The following is a 17,742-nucleotide window of genomic DNA, read 5'->3' as shown; positions in this document are numbered from 1 at the left end:
GCCGAACGCGGTGAGCGCCGCGGCGTCACTGGCTCGCCGTGAGCGCGCTGTGCTTGCGGCTGTAGCCGAAGTAGATCGCGAGCCCGAGGAGGAGCCAGGCGCCGAGACGGAGCCAGTTCTCGGTGGGCAGCGAGAACATGAGGAGGAGACAGATCACGATCCCGAGGATCGGCGTGAGCGGATAGAGCGGCACCCGGAACGGGCGCGGCGCGTCCGGCGCCGTCCGGCGCATGATCAGGACCGCCGCGCATACGAACAGGAACGCAAGGAGCGTCCCGATGTTGACGAGCTCCGCCAGGATCCGCAGCGGGAGGAGCGCCGAGAGGGTGGCGACCACAAACCCGGTGAGGAGGGTGGACTTCCACGGCGTCTTGAAGACCGGGTGCACCGCGCCGAAGAAGCCTCTGGGCAGGAGCCCGTCGCGGGCGATGGCGAGCAGCACGCGCGGCTGGCTGAGCATGAGCACGAGCAGCACGGAGGTGATTCCGGCGACCGCCCCGAGGGAGATGATGAACTGCGCCCACGGGAGGCCGACGCGCGCGAAGGCGTCGGAGACCGGCGCGTCGATGCTCAGCTCGGTGTAGGGCACCATGCCGGTCAGGATCGCCGCGACGGCGACGTACAGGGTGGTGCAGATGATGAGCGAGGCCACGATGCCGATGGGGAGATCGCGCTGCGGGTGCTTCGCCTCCTCCGCGTGCGCCGATACCGCGTCGAACCCGATGTAGGCGAAGAAGATGGTCGCGGCGCCGGCGAGCATCCCGAGCGGCTCTCCCCCCTTGCCGATCTCGCCGAATATCGTGTGTCCGAAGACGCTGAGCCCCCCGAGCCCGAACGGCGCGAACGGCCGCCAGTTGTCCGGGGTGACGTAGAACGCGCCGACAACGATGACGAAGAGCACGACGGCGAGCTTGAGCGCGACCATCACGACGTTGATTGTCGCGCTCTCGCGGATGCCCTTGAGCAGGACCACCGTGACCGCGGCCGTCACGACGATGGCCGGGAGATCGAGGATGGCCCTTGTGGACACCAGCTCGCCGAGCGCCGGATCGTAGTCGAACGGCGCGCTCCTGAGCTCTCTTGGCAGCTCTATCCCGAAGATCCCGATCAAGTCCTGGACATAGTGGGACCACCCGTGCGCCACGGCGGCGGCGCCGACGGCGTACTCGAGGACGAGATCCCACCCGATGATCCACGCCGGCAGCTCGCCGAGCGTCGCGTACGCGTACGTATAAGCCGAGCCCGCGACCGGCACCATCGCCGCGAACTCCGCGTAACAGAGGGCCGCGAACACGCAGGCCATCCCCGCGACCACGAAGGACAGCATCAGCGAAGGACCTGCCTTGTCGTGCGCGGCCTGACCGGTGAGTACGAAGATGCCTGTCCCGACGATGGCGCCGATCCCGAGGCTCGTTAGCTGCAGCGGCCCAAGGGCGCGCCGGAGGCGGTGCTCCGCCTCCAGCTCCTTGTTCATGACCGACATCGGCTTGCGGACGAGTAGCCGGCTCCCCATGGCCTTCGCTGCGCAGGCTCTGCGGCCCGGCCCGCGGCACGTCAAGCCGGAGACTCGTCCGCGGGAAGAGGCTCTGCCGGACGCGGCCTCAGCCCCTCCAGGAGCATGCCGCGGACGACGTTCGCGAGCTGCGCCGCCTCGACGGGCCGGTCGTATCGTCCGCGAGGGCGGCGACCCCCGGCTCGGTCCTTCACCCGCCAGGGATGCGGTACAAGGGGCCTCCCATGCGCGACGTCTGCTGGCGCTGCCGGCGCCCCCGTCCGGTCTGCTATTGCGCGCTCCTGCCCTCCTTGCCGACGAGGACCCGGGTCGTGCTCCTCCAGCACCCGCGCGAGCGGAAGGTGGGCATCGGCACGGCGCGCATGACCCACCTGGCGCTGCCCAACTCCGAGCTGCACGAGGGGGTGGTCTTCGAGGACGACGCCCGGATCGCCGCCCTCGCGAGCGATCCGACCACGGCCCTGCTCTTCCCCGGGGGCGACGCGCCCGCGGCGGGCGGGGCGCCGGTGCGCTCGCTCATCGTCGTCGACGGCACGTGGTCGCAGGCGAGGAAGATGCTCGCGCTGAACCCGCGCCTGGCCTCGGTGCGCCGCATCGGCGTGACCCCCCGCGCGCCGGGCAACTACCGCATCCGCAAGGAGCCCCGGCCCGAGTGCCTCGCCACGGTCGAGGCGGTGGCCAGCGCGCTGGCCGCGCTCGAGGGCGAGCCCGCGCGCTTCGACGAGATGCTCCGGGCCTTCACGTTCATGGTCGACCGGCAGATCGAGCACCAGGCGACGAGCAAGGCCCCGCGACGGCGGCGCGCGCAGGCGGCCTCGCCGCTCGCGCCGCTGCGCCCCTACCTCGTCGAGCCGGCGAGGGTGGTGCTCGTCGACGGCGGGGCCAGCTCCGGCTGGCCGGCGGGCGCGGGCGCGGGCGAGCCGACGTCCGAGCTCGTGCACCTCGTGGCCTGCCGCGCGTCGGGCGAGCGCTTCGAGGCGTTCCTCCGCCCGCGGCGGCCGCTGGGCCCGAGCGTCGCGCACCAGCTCGAGGTGCCCGAGCGCCGCTTGCTCGACGGCGAGGACGTGAGCACCGCCCTGACCCGGTTCCGCGCCTTCGTCGGCCCGGGCGGCGTGCTGGGCGCCTGGGGCACCTTCACCGTGGACCTGCTCGCGCAGGAGGGCCTCGGGCGCCCGCCCTCCCTCGACCTGCGCGACCTCTGCGCGCGGTACCTGCGCCGGCGGCCCGGCGGCATCGCCAACGGGGCGCGGGCGCTCCTGGCCGGGGAGCCCGCGGCGCGCGGCGGCGGGCGCGCCGGGCGCACGGTGGGGTGGCTCGAGGTCGTCCTCGCGCGCCTCCTCGACCTCGCGGGCGAGGACGACGTTGCCGCGCGGGGCGCCGCATGAGATTCTCCGTCCGTGCATTCCATCCGGTTCCGCTGAGTCCGGCATCCTCGTCCTCCCCGTAGCTCCGGCGCCGCCGGGGCACGCGGTGAGCGCGCGGGTGCCTGTCCGTGCCCTGTCTTCCTCCGAGCTCGCTCGAAACGTGGAAGACCGGGGCGCGTCGACTCACGCCCGGGAGCCTGGATGGATCACGCCACGCGCATCGGTCGTGAGCTCGCGCCGCGAGTCTTCCCCCCTTCACGCGCGCCGCCCTGCCGGCGGCGCGCCCAGAGGCTCGCGATCATGACCGAACGCCAAGAACACCAAGACTCCTCGTCCACCAGCTCTTCCACCGCTCCTTCCTCCTTCGCGCCGACCTCCTTCGCGCCGATCGAGTCCGCCGGCGCGCTCCTCGATGCGGCGCGCCGCGAGGGGCTCCGGCTCGCCACGAGCCACGCCGACTTCGACCAGTCCGGGCTCGACTTCCTCGTCGTGCACGCCCACGACGAGGACGGCGCGCCGTGGGTCGTGCGCACGCCGCGCCGGCCCGCGGTGGTCGCGTCGGCCCGCGTGGAGGCGCGCGTGCTGGCCCTCGTGCGCAAGCACCTGCCGGTCTCCGTGCCCGACTGGCGCGTGCACACCGATCAGGTGATCGCCTACCCGCGGCTCGTCGACGTGCCCGCGATCTCCATCGATCCCGAGGCGGGCGTTCGCTGGAACCGCGTCGACCCGGCGGCGCCGTCGGCGGCGTTCATCGCGTCGATGGCCGAGGCCCTCGCGGCGCTGCAGCGCATCGGCGCGGCGGAGATCGAGGCGGCGGGCGTCCCCGTGAAGCCGATCGACGAGGCGCGCCAGGTCCTCGCGCGCGCCATGGACGAGACGCGCGCCGCGCTGGCGCCGCCGGACGTCCTGTGGGCGCGCTGGCAGCGCTGGCTCGCGAACGACGCGATCTGGCCGCGCCACCTCGCCCTCGTGCACGGCGACCTGCACCCCGGGCACATGCTCGTCGACGAGGGCGGCCGGCTCACCGGGATCCTCGACTGGACCGAGGCCCACCTCGGCGACCCCTCGAGCGACTTCGCGCTCTTCGCCGGCGCCTTCGGCAAGGGGGTGCTCGACGCGCTCATCGCGCGCTTCGAGGCGGCCGGCGGCGCCACGTGGCCCGGCCTCGCGGCCCACGCCGCCGAGCGCTGGGCGGCGTGGCCCGCGCTGGCAGCGAAGTGGGGCGCCGACTCGGGCAACGAGGGCGTGATCGCCCACGCGCGCAACCTGCTCGCAGGGATCGCGGCCGAGAGCGGGTGAGGCCCGGCTCGTCGCGCCCCATCACCCCATCGAGATAACGCGTTGCGTTGTGAGCCCGCGCATGTTCAGCCGCTGCGGCCCTGAGTAGCCTTTCCGCATGACCGGAGGACACGGCGCGGATGCCGGCGCGGCGGATCGCGCGCTCGTGCTCATGCTGCTGGGCACGGTGCTGCTCGTGTCGCCGGCGCGGCTGCTCTGGGCCCGAGGCCTGCTCGCGGTGGCCACGGTCTTCGCGGTCTGGGCCGCGCTGATCGCGCTCGCCGTGCTCGCGGCGCGCGGCGACCGCGGAGACCCGGCGATCAGCGATCCCGCGCGCGGCGATCCCGCGCGGGGCGATCCCGCGCGCGGCGATCCCGCGCGCGGCGACCCGGGGCCCGGTGACGGTGCCGGTGACGCCGATCGAGGGCCGCCGTGATCGACGTCGGCGTCCTGCTCTTCGCCACGGTGGGCTGGCTCGCCGTGCTCGCCGCGATCGCGCTCGCCGCGCAGCGCGAGCGGATCCCCCGCGCGCTCGCGCGTCACCCGCTCGTCCTCGCCCTGTCGCTCGGCGTCTACGCCTCGTCGTGGACCTACTACGGCGGCGTCGGCTTCGCGCAGCGCCACGGCCTCGTCTTCCTCGCGGTCTACCTCGGCCCGACGCTCGCGTGCATCGCCACCCCGCTCCTCTGGTCGCGGGTCCTGCGGATCACGCGCGAGCAGCGCCTCTCCTCGCTCGCCGACCTCTTCGCCTTCCGCTTCCAGAGCCCCGCGGCGGGGGCGGTCGTCGCCGCCTTCTCCGTCGTCGCCAGCGTGCCCTACGTCGCGCAGCAGTTCCGCGCGACCGAGCAGTCGGTCCGCTTGCTCTCCGGGCCCGGGCACGAGGAGGCCGTGGGCGCCGTCTTCTGGGCGCTGCTGACGCTCTTCACGGCGTTCTTCGGCGCCCGCCCGGCCGCCGAGCAGGGGCGGGAGGACGGCCTCGCGGCGGCGGTCGCGTTCGAGTCGGCGGCGAAGCTCGCCGTGCTCGCGCTCGTGGGCCTCGTCGCCGTTCTCGGGGTCTTCGGCGGGGCGGGCGGGCTCGCGGACTGGCTCGGCGAGCACGCCGCCGAGGTCGAGGCGCTCGGCCGCCCGGTGCGCGAGGACAGCGGCTGGACGTCGATGCTCGTCATCAGCTTCGCCGCCGCCTTCCTGCTGCCGAGGCAGTGGCACATGGCGTTCGCGGGCGGCGCCGGCGACCGCGCGCTCGCCAGGGCGGCCTGGGCCTTCCCGCTCTTCCTGCTCGCGCTCAACCTGCCCGTCCTGCCCGTCCTCTGGGCCGGGACCCGCCTCGCGCCGGCCGAGCCCGCCGACAGCTACGTGCTGCTCGTGCCGCAGCTGCTCGGCCACGGCTGGCTCGCGCTCGCCGCGTTCATCGGCGGCATCTCCGCGGCGAGCGCCATGGTCATGGTCACGGCCGTCGCCCTCGCGAGCGCCAGCGCCACGCACCTGCTCCTGCCGCTCGCCCGGAGGACGCTGCGCCGCAACGTCTACGCGCGCGTGCTGTGGCTCCGCCGGGGGCTCCTGGTCGTCATCCTCGCCGGCGGGTGGCTCTTCCACCGCGCGCAGCCGCACCGCGGGCTGCTCGTCGAGAGCGGCATCGTGTCGTTCGTCGCCTTCGCGCAGTTCCTGCCGGGGCTGCTCGCCGCGCTCTTCTGGGAGCGGGCGACGCGCGCCGGGTTCCTCGCCGGGCTCCTCGCCGGCATCGGCACGTGGACCGCCACCTGCCTCGCGCCCTTCCTGCCCGAGCTGTCCGGGCTCGACCCGGGGTGGCTCGATCTCCTGCGCGAGGGCGCGGGCCGGGCCGACCCCGCCGTGTACGTGACGGTCACGGACACCTGGTCGCTGCCCACGTTCGTGTCGCTCGCCGTCAACGGCGCCACGCTCGGGCTCGTCTCGCTCCTGCGCCCCCCGGCCGAGGAGGAGCGCGAGGCGGCGCGCCTGTGCACGCGCCGCGAGATCGGCCCGTCGGTCGAGCGCGCGACCGTGGCCTCGAGCGTGGGCGCGCTGGAGGAGCGGCTCGCTCGGCTGCTGGGCCGCGAGGCGGCCGCGCTCGAGGTCACGCGCGCCCGGATCGAGCTCGACATCCCGCGCGACGAGACGCGGCCGACGGAGCTCCACGCGCTCCAGGAGCGCCTGCACCGCAACCTGTCGCCGCTCGTCGGCCCGGTGCTCGCGAGGACCGTCGCGGAGGCGGACGCGCAGGCCGCCCCGGGGGCGCTCGGCAGCAGGGCGGCGAGCGGCGCGCTCACCGAGGAGCTCCGGTGGCTGGAGCGGCGCCTAGCGCGCGGGGAGGCCACGACGACGTTCGTCGGCGCCGCGAAGGAGCTCGATCTCCTGCGGCGCTGGCTCCGCTCGGTGCTCGCGCAGCTCCCCCTCGGCGTCTGCGCCGTGGGCTCCGACGGCGCGATCAGCCTCGTGAACCGGCGCCTCGAGGCGCTCGTCGGCGCCGAGGAGCGCGACCTCGTCGGGGCGCCGCTCGACCGGCTGCCGGCCCCGTTCGCGGAGCTGTTCGCGCGCGCCGCCCGCGCCGCCTCGGCGGGCGAGGCCGGCGCGGACGAGGAGATCGAGGCGCACGTGGCCGGGCGCGCGCGCTCGCTGCGCGTCCACCGCGCCGCGCTCGACCCGCTCGACGCGCGCGCCGCCTCGGGGGGCGTGGTCCTGCTCGTGGAGGACCGCACCGAGCAGCGCGCGCTCGAGGCGCAGCTCGCCCACCGCGACCGCCTCGCCCAGCTCGGCCGCCTCGCCGCCGGCGTGGCCCACGAGGTCGGCAACCCGCTCACCGGCATCGCCTGCCTCGCGCAGAACCTCCGCGCCGAGTCCGACAACGACGAGATCCGCGCGCGGGCGGGCCTCATCCTCGGCGAGGCGGCGCGCATCGAGGCCATCCTGCGCTCCCTGCTCGACCACAGCCGCACCGGCGCCGTGCCGAAGCCGGGCGAGGGCGCGCGCGCGCGGGTCGGGCGCGTGGCGCTCGCCGAGGTGGTCGCCGAGGCCGTGCGGCTCATCCGGCTCGACCGCGCGGCGCCCCACGTCCGGGTGGATCAGGCCTGCCCCGAGTCGCTCGTCGTCATCGGCGACCGGCGCGAGCTCGTCCAGGTCTTCGTCAACCTGCTCGCGAACGCGCGCGACGCGTCCGAGGCCGGCGCGCTCATCGCCGTCCGAGGGTGGATCGAGGCCGGCCAGATCGTCGTCGAGGTCGAGGACCACGGCTGCGGCATCCCCGAGGAGCTCCTCGCCGCGGTCCTGGAGCCGTTCGTGACGACGAAGCGCGACCCGAGCGGCACGGGGCTCGGCTTGCCGCTCTCGCGCTCGATCGTCGAGGATCACGGCGGGACCCTCGCGCTGCGGAGCGCGGTGGGGCGGGGGACGACGGTCGTCGTCCGGCTGCCGCTCGCGGGCGCGGGGTGAAGCGGTCGGCGCGGGACGTCGGGTGTTACCGATCGTAACGAGACGTGCCGAACGGGCCCGCCAACGTGCTTGCCCCGTGGACGAGCAGGTATTCTCAAGGCTGCTTGCGTGGTATTCGGATCAAAGAGAGCAGCATTCCGCGAGCCGGGGGTGACAGGGCATCGACCCACGCGCTGCCGGCCCCTCGTCCTCCCTCGCGTGCGGGGGAGGAGGAGCCATGAAGAACACCCTGGCTGCCTCTTTCCGCTCGGCGCGCCTCTAAGCCCGTCTCCGGCCCTCTCGACAGGCGCTGGAACTCCTCCGAGGAACCGTTCTCATGGCACAGACGTCTCCCCAAACCTTCGCCGCGACGCCCACGAGCCCGGCCCCCGCGGCCGAGCGTGAGGTTGTCAGCAGCTCCACGCTCTGGAAGGTCATCTTCGCGTCCGCTGGCGGCACGATGATCGAGTGGTACGACTTCTATATCTTCGGGAGTCTCGCCGCGATCATCTCGACCCACTTCTTCCCGAAGGACAACCCGACGGCGAGCTTCCTCTTGACGCTCGGCACGTTCGCCACGGGCTTCGTCGTCCGCCCGTTCGGCGCGCTCGTGTTCGGGCGCATCGGCGACATCGTTGGTCGGAAGTACGCGTTCCTCGTGACGCTGCTGCTCATGGGCGGCGCGACGGCGCTCATCGGCTTCTTGCCGACGTACGACAAGATCGGGCTCCTCGCCCCGATCGCGCTCGTCCTGATCCGCCTCGTTCAGGGCCTCGCGCTCGGCGGCGAGTACGGCGGCGCGGCGGTGTACGTCGCCGAGCACTCACCCGACGAGAAGCGCGGCTTCTACACCTCGTTCATCCAGATCACGGCGACGCTCGGTCTGTTCATCTCGCTGGCGGTGATCCTCAGCACCCGCCTCCTCGTGGGCGAGGAGGCCTTCAAGGACTGGGGCTGGCGCATCCCGTTCCTCCTGTCGGTCCTCCTCGTCGGCGTGTCCTTCTACGTGCGTTCCCGCCTCAAGGAGTCGCCGATCTTCAGCAAGCTGAAGGCCGAGGGGAAGACGTCGACCGCTCCCATCAAGGACAGCCTCGGCAACAAGCGCAACTGGAAGGTCATCCTGATCGCCCTCTTCGGCGCCACGGCCGGCCAGGGCGTGGTCTGGTACACGGGGCAGTTCTATGCCCTCTACTTCCTGCAGAACACGCTCAAGGTCCCGTTCATCACGGCCACGATCGTGATCGCCACCGCGCTCGCCCTCGGCATGCCGTTCTTCGTGTTCTTCGGCGCGCTCTCGGATCGCATCGGCCGGAAGAAGATCATGCTCGCGGGCAACCTGTGCGGCGCGATCGGCTTCTTCCCCGTGTTCTGGGCGATGAAGCAGAACGCGGACAACCCGGTCGTGCTCACCGCGCTCGTGTTCGTGCTCGTGCTGTTCGTCACGATGGTCTACGGCCCGATCGCGGCCTACCTCGTCGAGGCCTTCCCTGCGAAGGTGCGTTACACGTCGCTCTCGATCCCGTACCACGTCGGCAACGGCGTGTTCGGCGGGCTCTTGCCGCTCATCGCCTCGTCGGTGACGGTCGCGACGGGCAACATCTACGCGGGGCTCCTCTATCCGATCGCGGTGGCGCTCATCACCGTCGTCGTCGGCGGGATCTTCCTGAAAGAGCGCAGCGACGTGCGCCTCTGGGACGAGCTCGATCGCCCGGCTTGACGGCGATCTCCCGGCGGACGGAGCGCTGCTCGCGCGCCGTCCGCCGCCTCCTGCTCCTCGCAGATCCGCGGGATACGGGCTCAGCCGTCAGGCAATGAAGCGAGGCGTACGAAGGTACGCCGCAGCGAGCCGGACGACGCGGATGAGCCCGCAGAGCTGAGGCATCTCCTCGAATTCCCGCGCTCACCTTGTCTCCGTAACAGCCCTGTCATTTCGGCTCTCTAGGCGCCGCGCGCGACGACCCCACGCCACGGGGCCTACCGGATGGGCGCTGGCATGGGATGAGCCTGAGCGACGAGGCGATTCGGCTGAGAGGCGCTCTGTTACCGCATCGGTGCTTGACTCGATACGTGGTGTGACCGAAGGGTCTCTCGTCGGGAATCCGGAAATCGGGGACCACGAACCAAAGATAGGTTGAGCGCGCCGCGTCATATGCTTTGCGCGCCGCGCGTCGGCGTGGCATCTTGCGGAACTTGCTTGCGGCCATTCGGCCGCTCCTGGGAGAAAATTTATGCGCTTTGCTAGCTTGCTGAGCTGGTGCTCGGTTTCGATCGCTTGCTGCCTGGCCGCCTGTATCGCTGCGTCTCCGGACGACGAAGAGATCCTGTCGCTGGAGGGCGCGCTGCTCAGCTCGGACGGGACGATGTCGGCGGAGCTGTCGTACCAGTCGCAGTGGCAGACGGGGTACTGCGCGAACGTGACGGTGAAGAACATGAGCTCCAGGCCGAGCACGTCCTGGGGCCTTTCGATCGCGCTCAACGGCGCGACGCTGGCCAACGCGTGGAACGCGCGGATCACGCAGTCGAACGGGCAGCTGAACGCCACCAACGAGAGCTACAACGGCTCGCTGGGAGCAGCGTCGACGGAAGCAGGAGCATCGACGACCTGGGGGTTCTGCGCGAACGGTACGGGGAAGCCCTCGATCACGTCGGTCAGCGGCAACGGGAACGGCGGCTCGACGTCGGTGAGCTCCAGCAGCGCCTCGAGCAGCTCCAGCAGCGCTACGAGCAGCTCCAGCAGCAGCTCCTCGGCCAGCTCGGGCGGAGGCGGCGCGGGCGGCAGCGGAGGCGCAGGCGGCGGCGGAGGAGCGGGCGGCAGCGGTGGCGGTCCGGTGGTCAACTCCGGCCTTCCGACGCCCCCAGGCTCCAGCAACGTGGCCAGGCCGTCGGGCGCGGTCGGCGGGTTCAGGGTCATCAACTGGGCCGGCTTCACGGGCGCCGTGTCGTACACGTTCGACGACTCGAACTCGAGCCAGATCCAGAATTACGACACGCTGAACGCGCTCGACGTTCCGTTCACCTTCTACCTCCAGACGGGCAAGAGCGAATCGACCAATTCGGTGTGGCAAAGGGCGCTGAGCGACGGGCACGAGCTCGGCAACCACACGAAGAGCCATTCGAGCAATGACAGCGGCGCCGATACGGACGCCGCGACGCAGTTCATCGAGAGCAGGTTCGGCACCAAGGTGTGGACGATGGCGGCTCCGAACGGCTCGTCGGTGTACTCGAGCATCGCCAGGACCCGCTTCCTCATCAACCGGGGTGTGGCCAACAACCTCATCGGCCCGAACGACTCGACCGATCCGTTCACGCTGCCCTGCTATATCCCGCCGACCGGCGCCTCCACGACGGTGCTGGACCAGCAGGTCACGAGCGCGCGGGACGCCAGGAAGTGGCGCACCGTCCTGGTGCACGGCTTCACCGGCGGCTCCGACGGCGCTTATCAGCCGATAGGGCTCCAGGCCTTCGTCGATCACGTCAAGCACGCGAAGGCGCTCGGCGACATGTGGCTCGACAGCGTGGTCAACGTCGGCGCTTACTGGCGCGGGCAGAAGGCGGTCTCCTCCGCCACCACCTCGACGTCCGGCGGCGCGACGACCTACTCGTGGCAGCTCCCCGCCAACTTCCCGCCGGGCAAGTACCTGCGCGTGACGGTCACCGGCGGCACGCTCAAGCAGAACGGCGTTCCGCTGAGCTGGGATCCGCACGGCTACTACGAAGTCGCGCTCGACGCGAAGTCCGTGACGCTGGCGCCGTGACGAAGCGGGCCCGCGCCCCGCGGGCCCCCTCCTTGACGAGTCAGAGCCTGTCGGTCGGGGCGCAGGGGACGCCGGCCAGGGCGACCACCCAGCGCCGTCACAACCTCAAGCTCTCGCTGGGCAACGCCTCCGTGCCGCCCTTCGATCCGAGGAACGGCTCGCTCTCTCGCTGCTCACCGCTTCTGACGCAGGCCCCAGGCGCTGGCGAGCAGCGCGCGGCACGCGTCGGCCCTCTGGTGCAGCTCTCCGTCGCGAAAGTGCGCTCCGAGCGATGCGTCGAGCGCTGCGGTCGCATCCAGAGCGGCCGCGCGCAGCGCCTCGTCTGCAGAGGGGGCCGCCTGCGCGATCGTCCGCGCCAGCGTCCCCGCGACGTCGCCGAGGTAGACCTGCCCGCGCGTCTCTGCGATCGCGAGCGCCTTCTGGCCCGCCGCGAGCGCCGCGCCGAGATCTCCCGTTCCGAGCTCCGCTTCAGCCAGGTTCCGGTACATGTCCGCCAGGTCCGAGCCGGCGCGGCTCTGCTCCCCGATCCGCACCGCCCGCCGAGCGTGATCTCGCGCCGCGGTGAGCTCCTTCATGGCGAGCTCGGTCTCGGCCAGGTTGCTGTACCCGATCGCGATCTGATGCAGATCGCCCGAGCGCTCCTTGAGCCGGATCGCGCGCAGGAACGTCTCGCGCGCCCCCGGGAGATCACCCACGCGGAGACGCATCACCGCGACGCCGTTCAGGGCCAGGCTGACGAGGTGAGGATGCGAGGCGTCCGAGACCACGCGGGTGACCTGGTGGTAGGTCCGCTCCGCGCTGACCGTCCGACCACGCGCCGCCAGCGCGAGCGCCACGCCGAGCAGGGTCGCTGCGACGTCCTCCCGCCAGCGCTCGTCGTTCCGGCGCAGGGTCCGGCAGATCCGGAGCCCGGTCCGAGCGGCCTGCCAGCTCGCTTCGCGTCGCCCCTCGCGGCGATGCAGGAACGTGAGCAGAGCGTACATCGCCAGCGTCTCGCGGAGCTCCCCCGCCTCCGTGGCCCGGGTGATCGCCCGCTCGGCGAGCGCCCGGGCCTCCGGCAGCGCGCCGCGCACCTTGGCTATCAGCGCGAGCCGCGCGTCGATGCGCGCGTCCCAGCTGAGCGCTTCGGGCCGATCTTCCCTCGCGCTCCCGCGGCGCTCCCCGCGGCGCATCAGCGCTCGCGCTTCCTCGTACACGCGCTCGGCGTCGTCGAGCCGGCCGACCCGGCGGAGGGCGTCGCCGAGGTCGAAGCGCACGCGAAGGCGCTCCCGGGCGGCGGCGCTCCGCGGCCCCTCTGTGTCGTCGCCGCCGCCAGCCTCCTCGTCCTGGTCTTGCAGGGTGCGCGCGCGCTCCAGGTGGCGGATCGCCTCCGCGTTTTCGCCGAAGGACATGGCCCGCACCGCCGCCCGCGCGTACGCCGAGGCCGCGCGCGCCGCGTCGCCCGCCCGGTCGTACTGCGCGGCCAGGAGCGCCACGGCGACCCCTGTCTCCCCCTGCCGATCGAGCCAGGAGGCCACCTCGAGGTGCAGCGCGCGGCGGAGCTTCGCGCTCAGCATCTCGTACGCGACCTCGTGGGTCGCTGCGTCGGCGAAGGCCATCTCGCGCTCGCCCTGCAGCGTGGACGGCTCGCGTGCGCGGATGAGCCGCCGCTGCCGGAGCTGTCCGAGCGCTGCTTCCACCGGGACGCCGGTGTCGAACGTCGTGCTCGCCTGCTGCAGGCGCTCGACGGCCCCTTGCCAGAACGTCCGCCCGACGACGGCTGCGTGCATGAGCACCTCGCGGACCCTGGGCTCGAGCCTGTCCAGCCGTGTCTGCACGATCCCCTGGATCGTCGTGGGCAGCCGCAGCGCCCCGAGCCGCTCCTCGTGGAGCACCCACGCCTCGCGCCCTCGCGCCTCGATCGCGCCCGCGTCGACGAGCAGGTGGAGCAGCTCCTCGACGACGAGCGGGCTCCCCTCGGCGCGGTCGGCGAGCGCCCGCACGACGTCGGCGGACAGGCCCGGGACGCGGCGGAGGCGGTCCTTGATCATGTCCTCGATGTGGCGGCGCGCGAGCGGCGCGACCTCCTGGCGGTGGTGCGCCGCGGCGTCGGCGCCGAAGCCGGGGCGGCGCTCGAGCAGCTCGGCCCGCGCGCTGCACACGAGCAGCAGCGGCAGGTCCGCCATGCCCTCGACGAGGCTCTCCAGCAGGTCGAGGCTGGCGTCGTCGGCCCACTGGAGGTCGTCGCAGAGCACCACGATCGGGAGCTGCCGAGCGGCGAGGCGGGCGAGGCGCGTCAAGGCGGCGACGATCCGCTGCTTCACGAGCGCCCCGGCCTCTTCGGGCCCGAGCGAGTCGCAGGTGGCGCCTGTCGCGGCCGTCCCGCCGAGGAGCGCCTCGACCTGGAGCAGCGCGGCGTCGATGTCCGCGACATCGAGCTCCTCGCCGGTCGCGTAGCCGATCGAGCGATCGTCGTCCGGGGGCGGCGCCGCGGCGGCGTGGTGCGTGCGGAGCCAGCGCAGGCCGAAGCGCAGCTTCCGGCGGATCCCGCGCTGGCCGTCTCGCGGGCGGATCCGGAAGCGCTGGCGGAGGAGCGCGGCGGCGAGGCTGTAGGTGACGTCGGTGGTGAGCGGCGAGCACTGCGCGGTCAGCACGAGGACCTTGTTGGGCTTGGCTGCGAGGTGCGCGAAGAGCTCAGCGAGCAGCCGGCTCCGCCCGGCGCCGGGGGGTCCGACGAGCGACAGGAGCTGGGCCCGGCCCTCGGAGAGCATGGTCTCGAGCGCGTCGAGCATCCGCTGGGTCTCGGCGCCGCGCCCCACGAGCCGCGTCGTGAGGCCGAGGAAATCGGTTCGGGCGAACGAGACGTGGCCGTGCAGCGCGCCCGTGACGCGGTAGCAGGAGAGCGGCTCACGCCGGCCAGGGACGTCGATGGGGGAGAGCGGCACCACGTTGAACCGGCCCGCGATCTGCCGGTACGTGTCACGCGCGACGGCGATGGCCCCGGCAGGCGCGGCCGCCTGCAGCGCGGCGGCGACCCGCACGACCTCTCCGGTCACGAGGAGCTCCGGACGCTGCGGATCACCGCTCGTCCGCGTGAAGACCCGCCCCGTGGCGATCCCGAACGACGCGGCGAGGGGCGCGGGGGGCGCCGAGCGCCGAGGCGTGGGGCTCACGCGCACGGCGGCCACGCGGAGCGCGGCGACGACGGCGCGCTCCGCGTCGTTGTCGGTCGCTCGCGGGACGCCGAAGACGGCGATCACGCGCTCGTCGGCGGTGCGCGTGATCACGCCCCCCGTGCGCTCGATCTCCTTGACGACCAGATCGCGGCTGCGATCGGTGAGCTCGGCGACCTCCTCGTCGTCGAGGTGCGATGAGCGCGCGGCGAGGCTGGAGAGGTCGACGCACAGGACGGTGCAAACGCGGTTCTCGCCCGACGGCGGGAGAGAGGAGCTCGCCGGCGCGGAGGGCGGAGGGAGCGAGCTCTGCGCCGCGTACGGGGGGCTGGAGCCGCGCCTGTCTTGAGACATGGGCGCCGTCGCTCCCGGGCAGTCGTTCTGATCGGTCGCGCGCCCCGTCGCGGCGAGCGACGTCTCCGCGGAGGTGGAGCGCGCCTTCAGCAGGCTCGACCAGAACTCCTTCATGTTGAGAAAGCGCGCGCCCGGCTCGACCGTGAGCGCGCGGCGGAGGACGAACGCCACGCCGTGGTGTTCCGGCGTGATGCCGGAGAGCAGGTCCGGACGCCGCCACGCATCGAGCGCGGACGTGAGGAGCTCGATGAGCGACTCGCCTCGAAGCACGCGCCGGCCCGACGCGACCTCGATGAGGATGAGCGCCATGGCGAAGACGTCGGTCCATGGCCCGGTGGCGCCGTACTCCCGGACAAACTGCTCCGGGGCAGCGTAGATGGGGGTGAACACGCGCTGGGTACCGCTTGCTCCGGCGAGGGCGGCCGCGAGCGGCGTTGTCTCCTCGAACACCTTGGCGATGCCGAAGTCAAGGACCTTGAGCCCGGCGCCGCCGCGAAAGCGTACACAGAACAGATTGGCGGGCTTGAGGTCCCGATGCGACACGCGGTTCTCGTGGGCGATGGCGAGCGCCTCGGCAGCCGGGGAGAGGAGGGTTATCGCCTCGTCGAGATCCATCGGCCGGGACCCTCGGGCGTGGCGCGCCGAGAGCGCCGCGGCGAGCGTCTCTCCCTCGAGCCACTCCATGACCAGGTAGGGTGTCCAGACGCCGCGCGGGGAGGTGGACGCGCCGATATCGAGGGCCTGGACGATGTTGGCTGTCTGCCGCGAGAGCTGGTGGAGGAGCTTCCCTTCGGCCCGGAGCATCGCGAGGAAGCCGTCCTGCCCGGAGGGCGGCATGCCGCGCTGCATCTGGAGGCACTTGATGGCGACAGGGACGTCGAGCCCGAGGTGCATGCCGCGATAGACGACGCCGAACCCGCCCTCGCCGACCACCGCATCGACGGCGAACTGGCCGTCGAGCGTCGCGCCCACCCAGCCGAAGGGGTCCGTCAACGTCATCGCAGACGAGGGTACCGGCTGCCGGATGCCGTGAGAAGAGGGCGTTTTGTCCGAGAGGACGCTGCCGCCGTGTCGGGTTGATCGCCGTGGGGACCGATACGACGAGAGCGGGGTTCGGCTCGAGCGAAATACTGCCGCATGGCCGGCCGATGGCCGGCCACGGGCCGGCGAAATGACGAGGGCGGTCTGGGCAGCTCTCGATCTCAACGCGGGACGCGGTCCGGGCGCGCAAGCGATTCATTGAAACCCGCGGAAAACGAGGCCGCGGCCGCCGCTTCATGAAGTCGCACCGCGTCGACGGGCCTGGGATCATCGGTGCGCTCGTTTTTGCATGTCCGCGCCGGGCGCCGGCAAGCTAGGGTCTGCGGCGAATTCTGGAGGAAAGAACATGACGAATCGGTTCTGGACTTGGTTTTCTGCAGCGTTCGTGGGCGGTGCCGCGTGCGCGACCGTTGCTGGATGCGGCGGCGATGAGCTGCCCACGCCCGCGACATGCCCAGAGGAGAACCAGATTCGGGGTGTTTGTGTCGGTGTCCCGAAAGGGGTCGTCTATGGCGGCGAGAGCTGCCTCAAGGTCGCGAACGATGAACAGCTCACGTCCGCGGCACTGGGCGCCTCGCCCGGCACCTGCATCGTGCTCGGCCAGGGCGGGTACCGCGCGGTCACCGTTCCCGGCGGCGTAAGCCTCATCGGGGCCTCGGCGGACGCGGTCACGATCGACGGGATCACGCTGGAGCCAGGGGCGGGCGCCGTGGTCCGAGGTCTCACGGTCGGGCAAGAGGGCGTGAGCGTGAAGGGGGCGACCGGCGTGCGCATCGATTCGGTCCGCATCGTCGGCGCGAGGGACTATCCACGCGATGGGGTCGAGATCCTTGAAGGCTCCTCGGTCGACATCGTGAATTCCGAGATCGTCGGCTCGGGACGCGTCGGCGTCTTCGCGATGGACTCCAACGTGAGCCTGGAGCGGAGCGTCGTCTCGGGCGCCCAGGGCGGCGGGATCGTTGTCGAGCGGCGGGAGCCGTGCGACGAGGTCGACTGCACCTGCACGAGCCGCCCTGCGCTCATGGTGAAGAGCAGCGTCATCCGCCGGAACCACATCGTCGGCGTCTCGCTGCACAGCGCCACCGCCAGCCTAGAGGACGTCGACGTGATTAAGACGGAAAATGGCGATCTCATCCAGAAGGGCGAGTACGGGGGGGGCATCTCGGCTGCCGAGTGCTCGACCGTGCACCGTGCCAGCAAGGTGCGGGTGCTCGGCAGCCGTTCCTACGGCATTCTCATCGACCGCTCGATGGCTTGGCTGGGTGACGAGCACGCGGAGGACGACTTCATCGAGATCGGCGGGAACACGCTTGGGCTCTGGATTCAGAACACCCTGATCCCGGCGGAGGGAAGTCCTGACGAATGCTACCATCATGAGACCAATCAGCCTTGCACCGTCACGCTGCACAACGGAAAGCTGGAGCGCAACTTCGGCGTCGGCATCGGTGTCGCGGGCGAGTCGAAAGGCATCATCCTGTGCAAGTCCTCGATCACGCACACCGCAAACCACAACCTGGAAATCATCGAGGCGAGCGGCTTGGACCGGAAATTCGGCGATGGCGTCGAGTGGCTGGATGGCTCCGAGGTGTTCATCGACGGCCTGACGCTGGGCGGCAATGCGAGGAATAGCCTGTTGATCGATGGTCCAGCAGTAGGCGAGATCAAGGGACTCCGCTTGCTGAGTGCCGCAGACGAGCTCCCACTGCAGCAGAACGTCACGGAGGAAGCTGCCCACCCTACAGCTATGGACGTCGAGCTGCGGACCACCCTTGAGAGCAAGTTCGCGATCGCGAGGTCACCCATCGCGGCGTCGCGTCCGTCGAGGTGAGGGCTGCGGCGGCGCGGCCAACGACGGCTCCGGC

Annotated in this window: 9 protein-coding genes; 7 read left to right on the top strand and 2 right to left on the bottom strand. The window is 71.9% G+C overall.

The window, feature by feature from the left end:
- Positions 1 to 25 precede the first annotated feature (25 nt).
- Positions 26 to 1,474 (bottom strand): amino acid permease, encoded by a 1,449-nt coding sequence (locus ACSRUE_RS34215; protein WP_441287260.1) that lies wholly within the window; start codon positions 1,472 to 1,474, stop codon positions 26 to 28.
- Between the two features lie 263 nt (positions 1,475 to 1,737).
- On the opposite strand from ACSRUE_RS34215, the gene ACSRUE_RS34210 reads away from it, so the two are divergent.
- The 6 genes from ACSRUE_RS34210 to ACSRUE_RS34185 all read left to right on the top strand — a co-directional run bounded on the left by ACSRUE_RS34210 (position 1,738) and on the right by ACSRUE_RS34185 (position 11,333).
- A complete protein-coding gene (locus tag ACSRUE_RS34210) occupies positions 1,738 to 2,898 on the top strand; it encodes a DTW domain-containing protein (protein WP_441287259.1) in 1,161 nt (386 codons plus the stop codon).
- A 279-nt stretch (positions 2,899 to 3,177) separates the two neighbouring features.
- Positions 3,178 to 4,176, top strand: coding sequence for a macrolide 2'-phosphotransferase (locus ACSRUE_RS34205; RefSeq protein ID WP_441287258.1), 999 nt, complete (start codon positions 3,178 to 3,180; stop codon positions 4,174 to 4,176).
- Between the two features lie 97 nt (positions 4,177 to 4,273).
- Positions 4,274 to 4,591 carry a hypothetical protein gene (locus ACSRUE_RS34200; RefSeq protein WP_441287257.1) on the top strand — a complete coding sequence of 106 codons (318 nt, stop codon included), beginning with the start codon at positions 4,274 to 4,276 and terminating at the stop codon, positions 4,589 to 4,591.
- Entirely contained in the window at positions 4,588 to 7,599 is a 3,012-nt protein-coding gene (locus tag ACSRUE_RS34195; RefSeq protein WP_441287256.1) for an ATP-binding protein, read from the top strand. The genes ACSRUE_RS34200 and ACSRUE_RS34195 overlap by 4 nt, the downstream gene beginning before the upstream one ends.
- A 316-nt stretch (positions 7,600 to 7,915) precedes the next feature.
- The gene (locus ACSRUE_RS34190; protein WP_441287255.1) at positions 7,916 to 9,295 is read left to right on the top strand and encodes an MFS transporter; all 1,380 of its coding nucleotides are present in this window, start codon (positions 7,916 to 7,918) and stop codon (positions 9,293 to 9,295) included.
- Between the two features lie 511 nt (positions 9,296 to 9,806).
- Positions 9,807 to 11,333: a cellulose binding domain-containing protein gene (locus ACSRUE_RS34185; protein WP_441287254.1), complete on the top strand. Its 1,527-nt coding sequence runs from the start codon at positions 9,807 to 9,809 to the stop codon at positions 11,331 to 11,333.
- Positions 11,334 to 11,506: 173 nt separating this feature from the next.
- Here ACSRUE_RS34185 and ACSRUE_RS34180 read toward each other — a convergent pair whose 3' ends face one another.
- Complete coding sequence (locus ACSRUE_RS34180) at positions 11,507 to 15,838, bottom strand: protein kinase domain-containing protein (protein WP_441287253.1); 4,332 nt, start codon at positions 15,836 to 15,838, stop codon at positions 11,507 to 11,509.
- A gap of 388 nt (positions 15,839 to 16,226) precedes the next feature.
- On the opposite strand from ACSRUE_RS34180, the gene ACSRUE_RS34175 reads away from it, so the two are divergent.
- Positions 16,227 to 17,708, top strand: a complete 1,482-nt coding sequence (locus ACSRUE_RS34175; protein ID WP_441287252.1) for a right-handed parallel beta-helix repeat-containing protein — start codon at positions 16,227 to 16,229, stop codon at positions 17,706 to 17,708.
- The last annotated feature ends 34 nt before the right edge of the window (positions 17,709 to 17,742 follow it).

The sequence above is a fragment of the Sorangium sp. KYC3313 genome (assembly GCF_052075895.1).
GTDB classification, from domain to species: domain Bacteria; phylum Myxococcota_A; class Polyangia; order Polyangiales; family Polyangiaceae; genus Sorangium; species Sorangium cellulosum_B.
Note: the sequence above shows the minus strand (reverse complement) of the source record. Positions and strands in the feature narration are given on the sequence as shown.